We start from the raw sequence: 18,654 nt of genomic DNA on the forward strand, positions 1-18,654 counted from the left end.
AGGAGCGCGATTGGCGAAAGCGTCGACGGACGAAGCGGGCATGACAGAGGCGCAGCGGCTCGACCGCTGGCTCTGGCACGCGCGCTTCGTGCGGACGCGCTCCGCCGCGCAGAAATTCATCAGCGACGGGCATGTGCGCATCAACCGGCAGAAGGTCGATCAGGCGAGCCGTCTGGTGCGCATCGGCGACGTTCTCACCCTCGCTCTGCCCGGCGGTGTGAAGGTCGTGGAAGCGCTTGGCTTCAGCGAGCGCCGCGGCTCTTTTTCGCTCGCGACGACGCTTTACCGCGACGTCGGCGCGAGCGTTGAGACGTCCTCCGGTGAAACGGCCCCAGCACCCGACGACGCGCCTCCGCCCGCACCCCAGCACCGCCCGAGCCCACGCGAACGGCGGGCGCTCATTGCGATGAAGCGGCGGAACTGACAGGCGCTGCTAACTCTCCGGGCACGCTCATTATTAGAGCGCCTGCGGCTGCATGTCTGGGTTGGCCGCACACCCTTGCACCCTCGCCGAAAAGCCATTAGGCCCCGAACGCAAGCGCTGACGCGGAGTAGAGAATGACCTACGTCGTGACCGACAATTGCATCCGGTGCAAATATACCGATTGCGTCGAGGTGTGCCCGGTCGACTGTTTTTACGAAGGCGAGACGATGCTCGTCATCCATCCTGACGAATGCATCGATTGCGGTGTGTGCGAGCCGGAATGCCCGGCCGATGCGATCCGCCCAGATACCGAGCCGGGGTTGGAGAAGTGGCTGACGCTCAACGCCGAATACGCGGAGAAATGGCCGAACCTCACCATGAAGCGTGATCCTTTGCCCGACTCCAAGGAACACGATGGCGAGGAAAACAAGCTCGAGAAGTACTTCTCGCCGGAAGCCGGTGAAGGCGACTAAGCCGGCCGCCCAATTCTGCACCTGACGGCGCGGAGGCACCCCGCCCCCGCGCACGTTTGCCGTGCGCGTGCAACAAATCCTTGATTTCTACGCCCTTTTGAACTATGTTCGGAAGATCGGACGTGCTCGTGTTCCGATCTCATAATTCCGGCATGGAATAACGACAGGATGATAGCCGCTGCTAGAGGCAGCGGTAAACTTTGTGTCGTCAGCCCTGTGTCGTCAGAAAGGTCCCCCGCGCAGACTAAAGCGCCCTCGGCACCACGCCCCCGGCGAAGCTGCCTTTTCCGAACTCAGGAGTCGCACGCGTATGACAACAAAGAAGACGTTGAAGCGTCAGGGTTTTCGTACGAACGAGAGCATTGTTTACCCGGCCCACGGCGTCGGCCGCATCGTCGATGTGGAGACGCAGGAAGTCGCCGGAATGAGCCTCGAATTGTTCGTCATCGACTTCGACAAGGATAAGATGACGTTGCGCGTCCCTGTCGCCAAGGCGGCTTCTGTCGGCATGCGCAAGCTTGCGGACGAACCGACCGTCGCCAAGGCCCTCGACACTGTCTGCGGACGCGCACGCGTCAAGCGCACCATGTGGAGCCGCCGCGCGCAGGAATACGAAGCCAAGATCAATTCCGGCGACCTCATCGCCATTTCGGAGGTCGTCCGCGATCTCTATCGCTCAGAGGCGCAGCCGGAGCCATCCTATTCCGAGCGTCAACTCTATGAAGCCGCCATCGATCGGATGGCGCGCGAAGTGGCCGCCGTGGAGAAGACCTCCGAGACGGAAGCGCAGCGCAAGATCGAGAAAATGATTGAGGCGAGCCCCAAGCGCAAGCGCGCTCAGGAAGAGGATGAGGCGCGCGAAGAAGCCGCTTAAATCCGGGGCGCGGCCCATTTAGGGCCAAAAACGCTTTTGTGAACAGGGAACCCGATCGGCAGGTCGGGTTTTTCTGTTTCAGCGGAAACAAAACGGTGTTTAGAAGTGTTACAGGGAAGGGACGAAGACGGGCAGAGTTTCACACAGGCGGGAAGGTTGGCATGAACGATTCCAGCAACTCACGACGCCAGATAGTCCGGGCGGCCATGAAGGCCCCCTATCTCGAACGCGATGAAGAGCGCGAACTCGCGGTCGCGTGGAAGGAAAAACGGGACCAGCAGGCACTGCATCGCCTGACCTCGGCCCATATGCGATTGGTCATTTCGATCGCAGCACGCTTCCGGCATTTCGGGCTGTCCATGAACGATCTCATCCAGGAAGGCCATGTCGGGCTCCTGGAAGCTGCGGCTCGCTTCGAGCCGGAACGGGAAGTGCGCTTTTCCACCTATGCAACTTGGTGGATCCGCGCCTCGATCCAAGATCACATCCTGCGCAACTGGTCGATTGTGCGCGGCGGAACATCGTCGGCACAGAAATCGCTCTTTTTCAATCTCCGGCGGCTCAGAGCTCGCCTCTCCCGCGGGTCTGAGATGATCAATGCACCGGAGATGTATAACGAGATAGCGCAGGCGATCGGCGTGTCCACCAACGATGTCGCCTTGATGGATTCCAGGCTTTCCGGCCCGGATACCTCCCTCAACGCGCCGATCATCGAATCCGACGGCTCTAGCGCCGATCGGCAGGATTTCATCGCCTCGGACGCCCCTCTCCAGGACGAGACGGTGGGCAACTATATCGATTCAGAGCGCTGGTCGGGCTGGCTCTATTCGGCCTTGAGCGTGCTCAACGAACGCGAATTGAAGATCGTCCGCCGACGCCGTCTCGAAGAAGACGGCGCGACGCTCGAAGCGTTGGGTCAGGAACTCGGCATTTCCAAAGAGCGCGTGCGCCAAATCGAAAGCCGTGCCTTGGAGAAGCTGCGTACGGCGCTGACGGAAGACAATCGCATCACGCTCGCCTGAAGGGCGCGCGGCGACGAGATGACGGGCGCAGTCGCAAGGCTGCGCCCGTTTCGTATTCGGAACAGCCGCAGTCGACAAAGGGATGCCCCGGGCAGCCGCAGGCTCTCAGCGCGCCCCGCCGTCAGATGGACGCACCCCCATCGAGGCCGCGGAAGCGTCTTCTCCCGCCTCTCTGCCTGACCTGGAGCCGGCCGCTGTCCGCGCCCGCCTCGACCCTTCGGGTCTCCGCCCCTTCAGGACGCCGGATTCCAGAATAATCTCGGAAACCTGATGTTCGCGGCGATAGGCCATGACATGCACCCCGGCGACGCCTTTGATCTCCCGGATCTGCCGAATGAGCTCGATCGCCAGACGCTTGCCCTCTTCGCCGGGCTTCTCGGCCTTCTCCAGGCGCTCGATGACATGATCAGGGATATGGATGCCGGGAACGTTCGAGCGCATCCAGCGCGCCGCTTTCGCCGAAGCAAGCGGACCGACACCAGCGAGGATGAACACCTTCTTGTCGAGACCGAGATCGCGCACACGCGCCATGAAGGCCTCGAAGACCGGCATGTCGAAGATATAATTGGTCTGGATATATTCCGCCCCGGCCTCGATCTTTTTGCGCAGCCGCTCCGGGCGCCATTCGAGCGGCGGCACGCAGGGGTTTTCCGCCGCTCCTAGGAAGAGATGCGGCGGGCTGCTGATCTTGCGGCCCGACAAAAAAGCCCCCTCATCCCGCATCGTCTTGAGCGCCCGCAAGAGCGAGATGGAATCGAGGTCGAAAACTGGCTTCGCCCCAGGCTGATCCCCCACCCCGACGCCGTCGCCGGTCAGGCAGAGGACATTCTTGACCCCCATCGCCGCAGCCCCGAGGACATCGCCCTGGATGGCGATACGGTTCCGATCCCGGCAGGAGATCTGATAGATCGTGCCATAGCCGGCCCGGGTCAGAAGCGAGCAGATGCCGATCGACGACATATGACAATTGGCGCCGGACGCATCGGTCGCGTTGATCGCATCGACAACCTCGGCAAGAGGCCGTGCCGCCTCGTACACATCCTCCGCATTGGCGGAATCCGGCGGGTTCAATTCGGCCGTCACGGCAAAACGGCCTTGTCGCAGGACCCGCTCCAACCGGCTTCCGGAGGAATGCCCAGGCGGCGGCACCTCGTAAGCCTGGAATGGATGGGTGAATTCGCTCGACCCGCTCACCGCTGCGCCTCCTGATTGACGGCGCTCGACGGCTCCTCGGCAAGCGGTGCGGAGGCAGGCTCATTGCGCCTGGCGCCGGAAAAGGCGCGGGCGACGATGGCGCGCGCCCTGCTTCGCACCGGCGCGGCCCGCCGTGCAGCCGCTTTCTCGCGCGCCACGCGGAGCCAGGAGGACGAGCCTTTGAGACTGCGATCGACCGGCGGCAGGACCTCTTCGATCCAGGCGCCGTTGCGCATTGTCTGCGCGCCACTCCAGGCATCCACCCAGACGCAGCGCATCCATGGCCGCACCTCGCAAAAGCCCCCGGGCCTGACGCCGCCGCAGGGACCATTTCGAAGCTGCTTGGGGCAGTTCATCGGGCAGGACATGCCTGTCGACGACAACACGCACTGGCCGCACATCTCGCAATCGAAGAGGAGGCCTTTGACGTTGCGCTCGACGAAGGCGATCGGACGCTCGACGCGGTCGTAACCGAGCCGAGAGAAGAGCGGGTCAAGTGCTACCATCGTGCCCTCGACCCACTTATAGAGCCTCTCCAGCCCCCTGGAATGGCGCACGGACCATAAGCGCAACCGGTACATAGATCCCTGCCCTCCTGCCCCCGAAGCATGACGGCCGAGAGCGCCACGGCGGCTCCGGCTTTCCCTTTGTGCCTGGAATGAGGAGGTTGGGCTTGGCCGTACGCGTCACCCAGCGGTTTCGTTTGCGCCGCCTCGGCCGCCGCAGCACAGCCCCCACCGAACGAGGAAAAACACACGCCCGCCGAAGACTGCACATCCGAAGAATTCTACCGCCGGCTTCTGCATGCAGTTATCCGGCAGCCTAAGGGGCTCCACATGAGACGCCGAATTCCTCGGTGTCGATCTCACCTTGGACGGCGGCGCTGTAGCGCGCTCCGCGCACGGTCTTCTCGTTGATCAGGGCATCGAGACGTGGAAGCGCTCCGGCAGGCAGGACGATATCGCCCGCCTCGGCATTCTCCCGAAGATGCGCTCTCGACGTCGTACCCGGGATCGGAATGATGTCGTCGCCCTTGGCGAGAAGCCAAGCCAAAGCGACCTGCGCCATCGTGCAGCCGGCGTCGTCGGCAATCTCCTTGAGACCGTCGATGAGCTGCATATTGGCAACGAAATTGGCCCCCTGGAATCTCGGCATGTTGCGGCGCAAATCCCCGGGCTTGAGTTTCGCAGGATCGCGCAGCTGGCCGCTCAAAAGGCCGCGTGCGAGAGGCGAAAAGGCAACAAATGTAATGTCGAGCTGTCGACAGGCTGCCAGCATCGCGATTTCAGGGTTCCGCGTGAAAAGCGAATACTCGCTTTGAACCGCAGAAATCGGATGCACCGCATGGGCGCGCACCAGAGTGGGCACCGAAACTTCCGAGAGGCCGATCGCCTTGATCTTCCCTTCCTGGACGAGCTCCGACAACGCGCCCACACTCTCCTCGATCGGCACCACTTTGTCCCAGCGGTGCAGATAATAGAGGTCGATGACATCCGTCTTGAGGCGCTTCAGGCTGTCTTCGCAGGCGCGCTTTAACCGCTCGGGGCGATTGTCGATCACACGGCTCCCGTCATCTGCACGGAAGATGCCGCACTTGCTGGCGAGCACGAACTCGTCCCGCCGGCCATTGAGAGCCTCGCCGATCAACGCTTCGTTGGCCCCGTATCCGTAGATCACCGCGGTGTCCAGGAGACTATATCCACACTCAAGCGCCTGATTGAGGAGACGTTCAGCATCTGCGCGCGCCAACGGCGTCCCATAGGCGTGCGAAATGCTCATACACCCAAGACCAACGGCCGATACGGAATAGCGCCCAAGCTTTCTCTGCTGCATTCGCAGATGATCCTTTGGCTAATCAATTCTCTCAGACAACAAGATAAACGATTTTTGTTTCATTATGCAGGCAGCAAATCACACAGTGTATCGCTTTGAGATGCCCCGCCGACGAGACACAACGAATTTGAGACACCGACACCACGGCAATTCTCGCAACCGCCTGGATCCTGCCTGCTGCAACCGGAAGATATATAAACCCAGGGTCGTGGCTCGACCATGAGTCTATTGTCGCAGAGAGATCGCTCTGCGAGATGTCTGGTCGATCATTTCTATTAAAAATAAGGATGATAGCCAAAGCCGGAGCGCATTGAACCGGCATCATTACATGTCACTGCTGGCGCGGTCCGGGCTGACGCACAACCTTTTCGTGCAGACGGGATTCAAGCGGAACCTGCTCCAGCGCTTCTGCCGTATCGCGGTTGCGGGAGAAACGGGAGGCACCTGCACGAGCGCTTCGCCGTCGTGCAAGGCGCTTGGAAGCGTTGCGACGGAGGAGATTTCCTCTCCACCAAGCTGGTCAGTCTTTGCGGCTCCAGAGGATTTTCGTGCCGAAGCCGAGACTGTTGTCGGTGTATTTGAGAAAGTCCGCCGCGAGGAGCCAGACCGGAGCCGGCATCTTGCTCGCAACGGGGAAGCGCTCTTCATAGAGAGCCCGCACCGCGCTGGCAGACGCATCGGGAAGACATGTCGCACGCGCGGAGAATTGCACGCCTTTAATATCCTCGACCTTCTCCGGCTGCCCCGCGACGCAGCCCCCCACCTGGTCTCGCACGCGCATCATCTCCGCATGGCGGGTCGAGCCATCGGTCAAGATTACGAACGAAGTCCATTGCGGCAGCCATAGATAGAAGCAGTTCGCGGCCCAAACCTCCTCCCCGTCCGAGCAGGCAAGCGCGAGGACGTGGTGCGAGGCGAGAAACGCGTTGATGCGGGGGTCGGGAAGAGCGTCTTCCGCCAGCCGGTCGGGCTCAGCATCCCCGTTTTCGCCGCCTTCAGACATTCAGGCCTCGGCGTGTGGCGTCGGCTCGCCCCAGCGACGGACCTTGTCGTTGTGGAGACCGAGAAGGTCGAGGGCGCGAGCCACACTTTGTTCGACCATATCGTCGAGCGATCGGGGCTTGGCATAAAACGCGGGAACCGGTGGCATGATGATAGCGCCGGCTTCCGTCGCCTGGGTCATCGTGCGCAGATGCCCGAGATGCAAAGGTGTCTCGCGGACCATGAGGACGAGACGCCGGCGATCCTTCAAGACGACGTCGGCGGCGCGGCTCAGGAGCCCTGCCGTAACACCCCAGGCAATTTCGGAAAGGCTGCGGATCGAACACGGCGCCACCAGCATCCCCTCCGTGCGGAAGGAACCGCTGGCGATTGCCGCGCCGATGTCTTCAGGCTTGTAAACGACATCGGCGCGGGCGTGGACATCGGCCACTTTCAGGTCCGTCTCGTGCGCCAGCGTGATCTGTGCGGACTTGGTCATCACCAGATGCACTTCGACGTCGAGCTCGCGAAGCAGGTCGAGAGCCCGAACCCCGTAAATGACACCGGATGCACCACTGATACCGACGACGAGACGCTTGCGCACGAGAACTTACCTACCTCTTTCAGTTCTTCGGGAGAAAATCGTTGGTGTAATAGACCGAGACGTCGTCCACCGTCTTGGTCAGCCCGCCGAATTCCGCCATCAGCTCCTGCGTCTGTTCGAAGCGCGCCTTGTCGGAATAGCCGATGCCGTGCTCTTCGGTCACGTCGGAGGTCATCAGCTCCGCCGTCGCCTTGAGCTTCTCCACCGCCACATCCTTGTCGCCGGTCGGCGAACGCTTGATCAGGGATTCGATCGCCTCTTCCGGATGCTCCAGGGCGTAGGAATAGGAACGCAAGGTCGCCTTGACGAAGGCGGCGACCATTTCCGGATCTTCTTCGATCGTATCGGTATTGGCGGCAAGCGCGTCGCCCATCGTGTCGATGCCGAAATCGGAATACATGAAGTAGTCGACATCATCCTCGGTGGTCGCCTTCATGCCGAGATAGGAGTCGTTGGAAAAGCCGGTCAGCGCTGCGGCGCGCTTCGCCAGGAATGTCTGATTGCGAGTGCCGCCGTCGGTCGCCACGATCTTGACCTCGTTACGCTCCACGTCGTTACGAGCGAGAAGCGCATAGAGCATGGTCGTGGTCGTATCGCCCTGCAATGTGGCGACGGTCTTGCCGACGAGATCGGCCGGCTTCTTGATGTTCTCTTCCTTCCAGCTAATCACCGCATTGGGGCTCACCTGGTAGAGCTGCGCCACGATGCGCAGCGGCATACCCTGGGCCGCACCCAGCATCAGCGAGGGGGGATCGATGATGGCAAAAGTGTCCTGCTTGTTGGCGACGAGCTGCATGGACGATGTCACGCCCTTGCCCTCGAGGACTTCCACATCGAGGCCTTCTTCCTCGTAGAAGCCCTTGTCGACCCCCAGGAGGTACGGCGAACGGTGGCCGTTGTAGTTGAAGGCGAGACGGACGGTGACTTTTTTGAGGTCTTTGTCCTGCGCCAGGGCCTCGGTCATCCCCGCGGGAAGGGTCAATCCGAGCGCCGTCGCGCAGACAAGAAGAGTGCGTCGCGTGAGTTTCATTCGATCCTTCTCCAAATATCAGTACTTCTTCAGCACACCATGTGCCTCGAAGAGGTGGCGGATATGGGCGACTTTCTGCGTGAACTTCTCGCTCTCCATAATGTCTGGTGTGCGCTGGAGAGGGAGATCCACCTCGATGATCTCTGCAATTCGGCCAGGCCGCGGCGTCATGACCAGCACACGCTGTGCCAAGAGAACCGCTTCCTGAATATCATGCGTGACAAACATCACGCTTTTGTGGGTGCGAAGCCAGATGTGATGTAGCTCCATCACCATCTGTTCGCGCGTCAGCGCGTCGAGCGCCCCGAAAGGCTCGTCCATCAGAAGAAGCGAAGGATTGTGCACGAGCGCACGGCAGATGGAGACTCGTTGGCGCATGCCGCCCGAGAGCTCGTAGGGATATTTCTCCTCAAAGCCGGCAAGCCCGACAAGTTCTAAAAGCTCGCGTGCCTTGCCTTCATACTCGCTCGTCCTGAGGCCGCGCATCTGCGGCTGGATCATCACGTTCTGAAGGACGCTGCGCCAATCGAGCAGCGCATCGGTCTGAAAGACGATGCCGATGTCGGTGACGGCCCGATCGATAACCCGGCCCGCCGTCTTCACGCCCCCGGAGGTCGGACGCTCCAGACCGGCGGCGAGAGACAGGAGTGTGCTCTTGCCGCAGCCGCTCGGCCCGAGGACGGCGAGAAATTCGCCCTCTGCGATAGAGAAGCTGACATCGTCGAGAGCCTTCACCGGCCCGCTGGATGTCGTGAAGGTCTTGCTGACGGCGGAAAAATCGAGGGCGGGCTCCATTGTCACCGTCTCCTCACGAGCGCTGCGAGACATGCCAGGGGAGAGCCAGGCGCTCGGCGAGATCGACGAGGGCGAACAAGAGCATCCCCATAACGCTCAAGACGATCAGGATGCTGAATGAAAGCGTCACGTCGAGCGAACCATTCGCCACGATGAGCTGATAGCCGAGCCCGCTGTCGGCGGCGACGAACTCCCCGACGATTGCCCCGACAATGGCGAGTGTCGAAGCCACCTTCACGCCGGCGAAGATGTTCGGCAGGGCTGCCGGCACCTGGAAATGCAGGAAGACCTTCCAGCGCGAGGCCCCGGTGGAGCGGGCGAGCCAGGCGATTTCCTTGGGCATGGAGCGAAACCCGACGAGGGAATCGACCAGAATCGGGAAGAAGCAGATGAGGAAGGCAATCAGGATCTTGGGAAACAGCCCAAAGCCGAACCAGACGACGAGCAGCGGCGCGATCGCCACCTTCGGCACCGTCTGCGAGGCGACGAGAAGCGGATAGAGCATCCGCTCGACCAGTGGGAACTGCGCCAGGATCGCGGCAAGCGGGACGCTGATCACGATCGACAGAAGAAAGCCGATCAGGACCTCTTTGGCGGTGACCAGAGAATGGCTGAAGAGCAGTCCGAAATCGGAATAGATGCGCTCCGCGATCGCCGAAGGCGGCGGCAGGAGATAGGCGGGAACATCGCCGAAATATGTGACCGCCTGCCAGGCGAGGACGACGGCAAGGCACAGAATGAGGCTGTCGAAGGGCAGGCGCGCCTTGCCCCGCCCCTTTTTCTCGGCCCGTCCCGACGAGGCGGTCATGGCAGCTCCTTCAAGGCCTTGATGAGCCTGTCGTTGTCCGCCCGTGAGCGCAGAGAAATGCGCAGGACATGATCCTTTTCAAGCCCGTGGAAGGATGTGGCGTCGGCGACGATGAGGCCGCGGCGCGCGAGGTTTTCGGCCGCCTCTCCCGGATCGCGCCCGCCGAGATCGAGGAGGATCATATTGGCGTTGTGGCCGCGCACCTTGAGGCGTGGATCGGACGCGATCTCCGTCAGGAAATGCGCGAATTCTTCCGCAAAGGTCGCTTTGCAGCGGGCGAGAAACTCACGGTCTGAAAGGGCCGCGATCGCCGCGTCGAGCGACGGCAAAGCGAGGTTGAAAGGCGGCCGCCCGACCTCGGCGACGGCCACGAGATCCGGGCTCGCGATCGCATAGCCGACACGCATTCCGGCAATGCCGAAATATTTCGAGAAGGTGCGCAGGACAACGAGATTGCGGTGATTGGCGACGAGGCCGACGGCCCCCTCCTCTGCCGGATTGATCAAGGCTTCGTCGACGACCAGGATGGTCTCCGGCGCCGCTTCTGCGAGCCGCGCAATCTCGCTCCGGGTGAGACGCGCGCCGGTCGGGTTGTTCGGCGAACAGATGAAGGCGAGCGCCGGCTTGTGCGCCACGAGCGCGCTTTCGATCCGCCCCGCGTCGATCAGCTCCGGCTCGTCATTTTCCACCGCAACGATCCGGCAGCCGCGCAGAGAGGCCTCGAGCTCGTAACGCGGAAACGTCGGCAGATGCACGAGGACATCGTCGCCCGCGCTCGTCCAGGCCTGCAGAATGAGCTTGATGACGTCGTCGAGCCCGGCGCCGAAGAAGAACATCGCCTCGTCGACGCGGTGGCGCGCGGCAAGCGCCCGCCGCAGCTGCGAATAATTGAGGTCGGGATAAAGGTGAATGGCACCGCAGGCACGCCGCGCGGCTTCGACGGCAGCGGACGGCGGGCCGAAAGGGTTCACATTGAGGGAGAAGTCGATGACGGCCTCGCGGGCAAGACCGTACCGCTCGGCGATCAAATCAGGAGAGGTCTCGGCTTCGTAGAGGCGCGTCGAAGACATTTCGGCGCTTTGCGGGTTGAGCGTCATGCGAGCAGCTTCCCGTAACCTGTGACCGCCGGAACCCCGCCGAGAGCATTGCGGACGCCCCACAATGTGACCTGGTTGCTCGTCAAAACCGGCTTGCCGCATTCATGTTCAAGCTCCTCGGCGACCTCGAGCGCCCGCAGATCGGTGCAGCTCACGAAAATCGCCTCGCTGTCCGGCGTATCGACATCACGCACCAGCTCCTTCACACGCTCAGGCGGCACTTCGCGGATCGCCTTTCCGGAAAGCCCGAGCCCGCGCAGCTTGGTCACCGTCAGGCCATGGCTTTCAAGAAAGGCCAATTCGGCCGCATTCACCTCGTCGAGATAAGGCGTCGCAAGGGCGACCTTAGTCGCGTTGAGATGGGCCATCGCTGCGACGATGCAGCGCGAAGTTGAAACGACGGGACAACCGACGCGCGCCTCGATCGAAGCGATCTGGCGGGCGAGGCCCTCCTCGCCGTCGATGAAGGAGCCACTGGTGCAGGCGAAGGCGACGACATCGGGGGTGACGGAAGCGATGAGATCGGCGGCGGCCGCAACGCCATCGTTCATCTGACGAAGGCCCTCGGGCGTCGTCTCGCGCAGCATGACGCGCGTCGCATGAAAGGTGACATTGGGCCAGGCGATACGCGCGCAATCCGGCTCGATCACCGCATTGACCGACGGCACGATGAGGCCGACGCGGCGCCTGGAGAGAGCGGAGCCCGCGGTCACCGCTTCTGCCATGACGTCTGATAGTCTGTGACGTTGGCACCTTCCCGGCTCAAGACGACCAGCGAGCGCAACAGATCGACCATGGCCGCATTGGTGCGCGCGTCGGTCCCGTCGACATAGAGCCGGAACTGCCCGCCGACGGGGTCGATCGCGCCTGCGCGCACGCAAGCCTCGATCAGCCGCTCTTCCTCTCGCCCGTCGTGGAAAGCGGCTTCGCGTCCAGTCGAGGCGGCGAGACAGGCGGCAATCCCGTAAGCGCCCCAGTTGGAGATATTGGCGACGACCGTCACGTCGGCCGGCTGTTCGGCGGCGATCGTCTCGCCGAGCGGCACATATTCCCGGACCTCGTCGGCGACTGTGCCCATACCGAGCTCGTTGCCGAGATCGCCGATACCGATCGTGGCGATGCCACGCTCGCGTGCCATCCGGTAGAGAACGTCTGTTTTGGCCGTGAAGCCAGAGATCTCGAAACCGCCGCCGCCGTGATAATGCCCGTCCGCGCCGGCGCCCGGCCGCTCGACCGCGATGACGGCTTTCGGCTGATAGCGGTCGAGAAGTTCGGCCGCCGCGCGCTCCGCCTCGGCCGCATCGACAGGAAAGTCGAGGAGTGCGCAGCGATTGCGTCCGGAGCCGAGGGTATCAGGCGTGGCCGGGATCAGACCCGCAGCCGAAAAACACGCCTCCATGCAGGGCACCACCGAGGCCTCGGAGATACCGACCGGCACGGCGCCGAGAGCGACGGCAAGGGCTCGGGCCAGAACGGCCGCGCCGATCGGCCCATCCGTTTCCGGCAGCCCGTAATCTCGCATGATGAAGCCGCTCAAGACGAGGACCCGGTCACCTGGCCCAACGCGGCTCTCCAGAAGGCGCGTGGCGGTGAGCGTCACCGCCTCCCCGCCAGCTTTCTCCCGGGCCCTCGCATATAGCTTCAGAAGCGGAATGCCTTTCAGGATCGTCCAATTCGACATGGGCGCCGTGACCAGATGGTCGATCGCCTCGCCGATATTCTCGAGGCTAACACCCGCCATCGATATACTCCTCCAGACGCACGTCAGATTCTCCCGGAAAGCGCCGTCGCTCGAACAATTTCTTCATATGCAGCGGCACGGTCGCATCGATGCCGATCTTGCCGCGATGCACCTCCCGCACGTCCTCGCGTGTATAGCTCGGCACACGCGGAAAAACGTAAACGCCGGTATCGGGCGTCGCACGCGTTTGAATCGCCCATAGAACATCGGCCGCGTTGAAAGGATCAACGTCCTCATCGACGACAACGACAACCTTTGTCCACGAATAGGCAGCAAGAGCCGCAAGCACGGCATTCTTCGACTGATCCTCGCTCTTCTTCTCGATGGAGATCACGCAGCCGAAGACATAGCCAGGAGTGGCGATGTCGCGGATGCGCGGCACGAAGGACGAGACTTTTTTGTAGATCTCGGTCTGGATCGGAACGCCGACGAGATTGAGATCTTCGGTGCCGCCGGCGAGGATCGCATGATAGATCGCATCGCGGCGCCGCGTGATGGCGGTCACACGAAAGACGTGGTTCTTCATCACCGGCACGTAACCATCGGTGAATTCGCCGAAGGGACCCTCATCCTCGCGCACGCCGGCGATGACTTCCCCTTCGATCACCATCTCCGCATCCGCCGGCACATCGACGGGGATCGTCTTGCAGCGCGTGACGCGCAAGGGACTGCCCTGCCAGGCGCCGGCCACTTCCAGCTCATCCACTTCGAAGGGCACTTTCGAAGCAGCTGAAAACATCACTCCCGGAGGCGCTCCGATGACGATGGCGCAGGGAAGATTCTGCCCTTTTTCCTCCGCCACCTGATGATAGCGCCCAAGATGCTGAGGCGGCATCATCCGCACCCGCATCCGGTCGCCGCCAACGAGCTGGCAACGGTTCCATGAGGCATTGTAGACACCGGTCTCCGGATGCGGCGCGATCAACACACCGGCCGTCAGATAGGCCCCGGCATCGAGCTCCGAGAACACCACCTGCGGAATATCGCGGGAGACGTCGACATCGGCGCCAGCCACGACGACTTCCTGAACGGGAGCCTCGTCTACTCTTTCTGTCGGAAGACGCTGGTTCTCCAACTGGACGAGCGAAGAAAGCAGATCGGCTTCTTCGAGACCGAGAGCAGCCGCCACGTGGCTGCGGAAACCGAAGACATTGGTTACGACCGGCTGGTCGGAACCGGCAACGGAACGAAACAGAAGCGCTTTGTTCTCGCTCTTCTGCATTTGCCGCATGACAGCCGTCAGTTCGTGCTTGGGATCAACTTGCCGCGAGACGGTTGCAAGGGCGCCTCGCGCCTCGAGTTCTCGCACCACCTCACGGAATGCCGTTTTGGCCTTCATCAAATCGTTTCCTGTTGTTGCGCATTGCGCAACGCTGTTGCGTTTAGCTATGATTGACTTTCATCTGACAGAGGTCAAGCACGAGATGCCTCGAAAAGGTCAGAATGCAGCGATGCCCAAGAATTCAGCAGAACCAGCCGCCCGCCGCCCCGGGGTTGTCGCAGCAAGGCACGCCGTGGAGGTTCTGCGCTGCGTGTCGCAGGCAGGGGGAAGCATCGGCATCAACGAGATCGCGCGCCGCATCGGGCTCCACAAAAGCTCGATTTCAAGGGTCGTCGCCACGCTCGAAGACGAGGGGCTTCTGGAGCGCGAGCCGGCGAGCGAACGCATCATCCTGGGCATTGGCCTGATCGCCATCGCAGCGCCGATCCTCACGAGCCGCGGCATCTCCACGATCGCGCACAAGCACATGGAGCGGCTGGCGCACGACACAGGCGAGACGGCGAGTTTCAGCGTCTGGAACGGGCTGGAAGCGATCAGCCTCGACCAGGTCATCGGCACCAACGCGATTACGCATTATGCAGGACCCGGCCAGAGCAACGCACCCCACTGTACGGCGTCGGGCAAGCTGCTACTGGCCTTCGCGCCCGAAGCAGAGATCGAAGCGATCCTTGCAGAAACCCTGCCGCGCCACACACCATGCACAATCACGGACCCGCAGGCACTTCGCGGCCAGATCGACGAGATCCGTATGCGCGGCTTCGCCATCAATCGCGGCGAGCTTTCCGAAGATGCCGGCGGCATTTCCGCAATCGTGCGCGACCTTCAGCACCGCCCTGTCGGTGCCATCACCGTCACGCTGCCCATGTACCGCTTCGACGAAGCCCGTCAGGATGAATTGGTCAGGCAGGTCTGCAACGCCGCGTCACGGATCTCTCTGGAGATGGGCTACACGGAGGGCGGTCCGGGCAAGTTATGAGGCCTTGCTCCGACCCAAGTCCGACCACATCCGGCATGCCTCGTTCAGATGTTCGCGGCAAAGCGAGAAAGAGAGCATCCGCAGACCTTCCCGCGTCACGGCCACCGCCCCGACAAACCCCGGCACCGGCACAAAACTCCGAAGCTCATAAGAGCCAAAACCTGGCACCGTACCGTTTCGTGCCACGAGCCGGCGTCCCTGCCGCTCGAAAGTGAGAACGACCTTGGCGGGATCAACCGACAGACCAAGACCCGACGCCTTCAACACCGCCTCCTTCCAAACCCAGATCTGAAGCAGAACGGAACGGTCGAGCGGCAGGCCGAGCAGGTGAAGTTGCCGCTTCTCCTCCGCAGAGAGGATCCCGCGGAGCTCGATATGCCCCGCCGTTTCCACCTCGATATCGATCCCCACTTCACCGCCACGGCACAGTGCGACGGCAGCGATGTCACCGGCATGCGAGAGATTGAACGCCAGGCTGGCGTCCAAGCCGAGGCAAGGCTTCCCGAACCGATCTTCTTTCAAAATGACGTCCGAAGGCTCGCCCCCGAGATAACGGGCCAGCAGAAATCGGAGACCGCTGCGGCCCGCTGCAAAGCGGATCTGAGCATGGGGCTCAGGCAGCTCTGCGCAGCGATCTCGCTCCTCAGCGGTCAGCCAGTCACCGCACGCACTCAGGAATTCGCTGTCAAGCCGCCAGGTCCAGATGTGGATGTCATCTTCAACCAGCGAAGGTGACACGGCATCACCCACTCCGGCGGAGCAGAACCCCGCTCATACCTGCTTCTCTCTCGATGAGACCTCCTGCCTTGCTACCCGTGAGGACAATTCGATAGGCCGCGACCTGCGGCAGGAGGACACCGATATTCAGCGCATAGCTCGGGTAAAAAGGAGAGAGGAACGTCCGGGCGAATTCGAATGGAACGGCCATCCGCTCGGGATCCGGCACCCGACACGAACCGCTTTCTGCCGAGGCGGCACAGCCCACCACCCAATACAAGGCGAACCAGCACCCGGCAGCAGCACAGACAAGGAAGAGGCCCCGATACGCCAACATATCCTCGACACCTTCAATCCGCAGCGGCATCGGTCCGAGACGGCAGGGGTCGCGGATTACGTAGGCTGGCATCACATCAAGAAAATAGAAAAAGTCAACAAAATGTAGCAGTAGAGGCCTCAATTTTATCCTATTGCTCTAGAAATTCGCGCCCCCATGAACAAGATTTAGGCTGGAAACCAACGATTCGGGACGCCCGGCAGGCCACCTGACGTTTCCGATCACCAATCCGGAGGGAGAATTTCGAACATGATGATGCGGCCGTTCCTGGAGAGGCCTGAGTACGACATCCTCTCACCGGAGACGAAAGTCAGATACCTGGAGGCGCAGCGCGATTATTGCCTCGCCGCGGCGGCTGCGCTCGACGAGGCGATCGCACAACTCCGCCCGGGCGGGCAGGCCAGCCCTGTCGACCTCAGCGCGTTCAACCCCGCCTGGAAAAAGGGCGACCGGCTGACGCGCCTCGGCAAGACCGCGGTCTATGCCGCCTTCGATCGCGGCATGAAACAGATCGAAGTGGCAAGACTGTTTCAGATCTCGACACCAAGCGCGCATCGCATCCACACGATCTGGGAAAATGATCGGCGCTCATAGCGGCCTCTGCGCGGCATCCCCGAAATCACGCATCCCGAAATCGCGCACCGCCGACCTCCGGAGACAGCGGTGTGATCATCGAATGTGCCTCGACATGTCGGCGCCCGAGCCCCGACTGAAGCGCGATCCGTGCTTAAAGCAGCTCCGCCACTCTTGGCCGGAACTCTCCACACCAATCCGTTGGAGGGACCATGGGATAGACCCGCTTCAATTCCAGCGGGCGACCATGTGACCCTTCGGAAAAGTGCGGCGGGTAACGGCGGCATTCCCCGGCAAATTTATTGCCTTGACGCGCCCAGAAACGGCATTGCTCACAGCTTTCGCCAGTGGAGATATCGCGACACGGCATAAACACGCACCTACAAGCAATCACCTCGAAAAATTATATGGAGAAATGAGAGACATAACAAGATGGATTTCAAATTGAATTAAAATACCATCTATTTTCTAAGGGAACTTTCCGGTTTCCTTGTAGATTGGAAAGATTGAACGATCGAACACCTATCAGTACACAAAACTTAAAGCTGGATTTGCGCCGGAAACCGAGGCTTCTCTTGCCAGCCCGAAGCACGCGCCTCTGGACCCCCTCCGAGGTCTGGCTCATCCACGCTGGCGACACGGGTTTCGCTCATCCTCTGAGAGTAGAGGCGGACCGAGCGACCGAGAAAGCTGTTCAGCTTTGTCCGAAACTGGCGGCTGTCGAAAATTTCTGCATGCCGGCGAATGAAAGCAGGATCATAGCGCTCCGGATTGAAGTGTCGGAGGGTCCGTTTGAGGCTCTCGCAGGTCTGTTCGTCAAACAGCTCCCCGGTCTCGCCGGGGACGACCGTGTCGAGAGCGCCCCCCTCACCCAATGCGATCACGGGACGCCCGGAGGCCATCGCCTCAAGCGGCGTGATGCCGAAATCCTCCACCGAGGTGAGGATCAGGGCGGTACAATTGCGATAAAGCTCGGCCTTCGCCTCCCCGTCCACGCGACCGACGAATTCGACGCTCGGCCCGGCAAGGGCCTTGAGGTGCCGCATCTCCCGGCCGTCCCCGGCCACGACGAGCTTCACGCCGAGCTCGCTGCAGGCTTTTACGGCGATATCGGGCCGCTTCCAGCCGACGAGACGCATCAAGAGCAGGAAGTACTCGCCACGACCGCTTCCTGGCCGGAACTCGTTCACATCGACAGGCGGGGGGATGACGGTGCTGCGACGGCGGTAGGTTTTCCGGATCCGCTGTTCCACGAGAGTGCTCGTGCTCACCCAGAAATCGACCCCCTGCGCCGCGGCCCGGTCCATGGAACGAAGCCGCGGCAGCATGGATTCCACGACCCGCCGTTTCCAGACGCCAAAGCCCTCGCGCCGGGCATAGGCGTTGTAATCCCAGAGAAAGCGGGGCGGGGAATGGCAGTAGCACACATGGCAGCTCTCCGGTGGCGTGACCACGTTGTGCGCGAAGTTGAAAGAGCTGCTGATGACGAGATCGTAGCCGGAGAGGTCGATCGAGCTCATCAGCAGGGGATAGAGGGGAAAGAGCGCGCGGTGATGGCGCCGCACCAGCGGGAGCCGGTTGATCCAAGTGGCACGAATATCGGCCTTATGGAAAATCTCAGGAAACGCCGACGGCTCGTAGAGCGGAACGAAGACGGGAGCCTCCGGAAACATCCGCATCAGCTCCTCGAGCACTTTTTCCGCCCCGCCGTAGACGGTCAGCGCTTCGTGGATCAGAGCAACCCGCATTCTCCCTCCAGACCCGAAAACCCCTCGCCCTGCCGCTTCCGAAGGAGACGACGGCCGGCTGGCACAGCGACCACACGCGTGCGTCCCAACCGCAGCCCCGATCCCGCAGCACCCGCTCTGCGACGGCTTTCCACCATTCGAGCGC

Annotated in this window: 19 protein-coding genes and 1 pseudogene; 6 read left to right on the forward strand and 14 right to left on the reverse strand. The window is 61.8% G+C overall.

The annotated features are described in order from the left end of the window. Positions 1-10: 10 nt before the first annotated feature. The 4 genes from NYQ83_RS13310 to NYQ83_RS13325 all read left to right on the forward strand — a co-directional run bounded on the left by NYQ83_RS13310 (position 11) and on the right by NYQ83_RS13325 (position 2,793). Entirely contained in the window at positions 11-424 is a 414-nt protein-coding gene (locus NYQ83_RS13310) for an RNA-binding S4 domain-containing protein (protein ID WP_261215260.1), read from the forward strand. Between the two features lie 134 nt (positions 425-558). After that, on the forward strand, positions 559-897 hold the full coding sequence (gene fdxA / locus NYQ83_RS13315) for a ferredoxin FdxA (RefSeq protein WP_092814553.1): 339 nt from the start codon (positions 559-561) through the stop codon (positions 895-897). A 310-nt stretch (positions 898-1,207) separates the two neighbouring features. After that, a complete protein-coding gene (locus tag NYQ83_RS13320; protein WP_128290889.1) occupies positions 1,208-1,771 on the forward strand; it encodes a CarD family transcriptional regulator in 564 nt (187 codons plus the stop codon). A 161-nt stretch (positions 1,772-1,932) separates the two neighbouring features. Then, complete coding sequence (locus NYQ83_RS13325; protein ID WP_128290888.1) at positions 1,933-2,793, forward strand: RNA polymerase factor sigma-32; 861 nt, start codon at positions 1,933-1,935, stop codon at positions 2,791-2,793. Positions 2,794-2,898: 105 nt separating this feature from the next. Here the strand turns inward: NYQ83_RS13325 and NYQ83_RS13330 are convergent, their stop codons facing one another. The 12 genes and pseudogenes from NYQ83_RS13330 to NYQ83_RS13385 all read right to left on the reverse strand — a co-directional run bounded on the left by NYQ83_RS13330 (position 2,899) and on the right by NYQ83_RS13385 (position 14,215). Then, complete coding sequence (locus NYQ83_RS13330) at positions 2,899-3,987, reverse strand: methylenetetrahydrofolate reductase (protein WP_261215261.1); 1,089 nt, start codon at positions 3,985-3,987, stop codon at positions 2,899-2,901. A gap of 122 nt (positions 3,988-4,109) precedes the next feature. Continuing rightward, positions 4,110-4,667 (reverse strand): annotated as a pseudogene (locus tag NYQ83_RS13335) (methylenetetrahydrofolate reductase C-terminal domain-containing protein); the annotation flags it as partial. Between the two features lie 142 nt (positions 4,668-4,809). After that, positions 4,810-5,820 (reverse strand): aldo/keto reductase, encoded by a 1,011-nt coding sequence (locus tag NYQ83_RS13340; RefSeq protein ID WP_261215262.1) that lies wholly within the window; start codon positions 5,818-5,820, stop codon positions 4,810-4,812. Between the two features lie 520 nt (positions 5,821-6,340). Beyond that, on the reverse strand, positions 6,341-6,823 hold the full coding sequence (locus tag NYQ83_RS13345; protein WP_261215263.1) for a hypothetical protein: 483 nt from the start codon (positions 6,821-6,823) through the stop codon (positions 6,341-6,343). Continuing rightward, the gene (locus NYQ83_RS13350) at positions 6,824-7,405 is read right to left on the reverse strand and encodes a UbiX family flavin prenyltransferase (protein ID WP_261215264.1); all 582 of its coding nucleotides are present in this window, start codon (positions 7,403-7,405) and stop codon (positions 6,824-6,826) included. 19 nt (positions 7,406-7,424) lie between these two features. Then, positions 7,425-8,435 carry an ABC transporter substrate-binding protein gene (locus tag NYQ83_RS13355; RefSeq protein ID WP_261215265.1) on the reverse strand — a complete coding sequence of 337 codons (1,011 nt, stop codon included), beginning with the start codon at positions 8,433-8,435 and terminating at the stop codon, positions 7,425-7,427. Between the two features lie 18 nt (positions 8,436-8,453). Further along, positions 8,454-9,230: an ABC transporter ATP-binding protein gene (locus tag NYQ83_RS13360; RefSeq protein WP_128290881.1), complete on the reverse strand. Its 777-nt coding sequence runs from the start codon at positions 9,228-9,230 to the stop codon at positions 8,454-8,456. Between the two features lie 13 nt (positions 9,231-9,243). Continuing rightward, positions 9,244-10,038 (reverse strand): ABC transporter permease, encoded by a 795-nt coding sequence (locus NYQ83_RS13365; protein ID WP_128290880.1) that lies wholly within the window; start codon positions 10,036-10,038, stop codon positions 9,244-9,246. Continuing rightward, positions 10,035-11,135 (reverse strand): pyridoxal phosphate-dependent aminotransferase, encoded by a 1,101-nt coding sequence (locus NYQ83_RS13370; RefSeq protein WP_261215267.1) that lies wholly within the window; start codon positions 11,133-11,135, stop codon positions 10,035-10,037. Before NYQ83_RS13370 ends, NYQ83_RS13365 begins: the two co-directional genes overlap by 4 nt. Further along, positions 11,132-11,860: a hypothetical protein gene (locus NYQ83_RS13375; RefSeq protein ID WP_261215268.1), complete on the reverse strand. Its 729-nt coding sequence runs from the start codon at positions 11,858-11,860 to the stop codon at positions 11,132-11,134. Before NYQ83_RS13375 ends, NYQ83_RS13370 begins: the two co-directional genes overlap by 4 nt. Next, a complete protein-coding gene (locus tag NYQ83_RS13380) occupies positions 11,845-12,876 on the reverse strand; it encodes a DUF4392 domain-containing protein (RefSeq protein ID WP_261215270.1) in 1,032 nt (343 codons plus the stop codon). Before NYQ83_RS13380 ends, NYQ83_RS13375 begins: the two co-directional genes overlap by 16 nt. Next, on the reverse strand, positions 12,863-14,215 hold the full coding sequence (locus tag NYQ83_RS13385; RefSeq protein ID WP_261215272.1) for a UbiD family decarboxylase: 1,353 nt from the start codon (positions 14,213-14,215) through the stop codon (positions 12,863-12,865). The genes NYQ83_RS13380 and NYQ83_RS13385 overlap by 14 nt, the downstream gene beginning before the upstream one ends. Before the next feature lie 112 nt (positions 14,216-14,327). On the opposite strand from NYQ83_RS13385, the gene NYQ83_RS13390 reads away from it, so the two are divergent. Then, the gene (locus NYQ83_RS13390) at positions 14,328-15,134 is read left to right on the forward strand and encodes an IclR family transcriptional regulator (protein WP_261215274.1); all 807 of its coding nucleotides are present in this window, start codon (positions 14,328-14,330) and stop codon (positions 15,132-15,134) included. Here the strand turns inward: NYQ83_RS13390 and NYQ83_RS13395 are convergent. After that, positions 15,129-15,884: a 4'-phosphopantetheinyl transferase family protein gene (locus tag NYQ83_RS13395; protein WP_261215275.1), complete on the reverse strand. Its 756-nt coding sequence runs from the start codon at positions 15,882-15,884 to the stop codon at positions 15,129-15,131. The genes NYQ83_RS13390 and NYQ83_RS13395 overlap by 6 nt on opposite strands. A 553-nt stretch (positions 15,885-16,437) precedes the next feature. On the opposite strand from NYQ83_RS13395, the gene NYQ83_RS13400 reads away from it, so the two are divergent. Continuing rightward, the gene (locus tag NYQ83_RS13400; RefSeq protein WP_261215277.1) at positions 16,438-16,782 is read left to right on the forward strand and encodes a hypothetical protein; all 345 of its coding nucleotides are present in this window, start codon (positions 16,438-16,440) and stop codon (positions 16,780-16,782) included. A gap of 518 nt (positions 16,783-17,300) precedes the next feature. Here the strand turns inward: NYQ83_RS13400 and NYQ83_RS13405 are convergent. Next, positions 17,301-18,509: a glycosyltransferase gene (locus tag NYQ83_RS13405; protein WP_261215278.1), complete on the reverse strand. Its 1,209-nt coding sequence runs from the start codon at positions 18,507-18,509 to the stop codon at positions 17,301-17,303. Positions 18,510-18,654: the final 145 nt, after the last annotated feature.

Origin of the sequence: Afifella sp. JA880 (assembly GCF_025379905.1) — a bacterium.
Taxonomy (GTDB): domain Bacteria; phylum Pseudomonadota; class Alphaproteobacteria; order Rhizobiales; family Afifellaceae; genus Afifella; species Afifella aestuarii.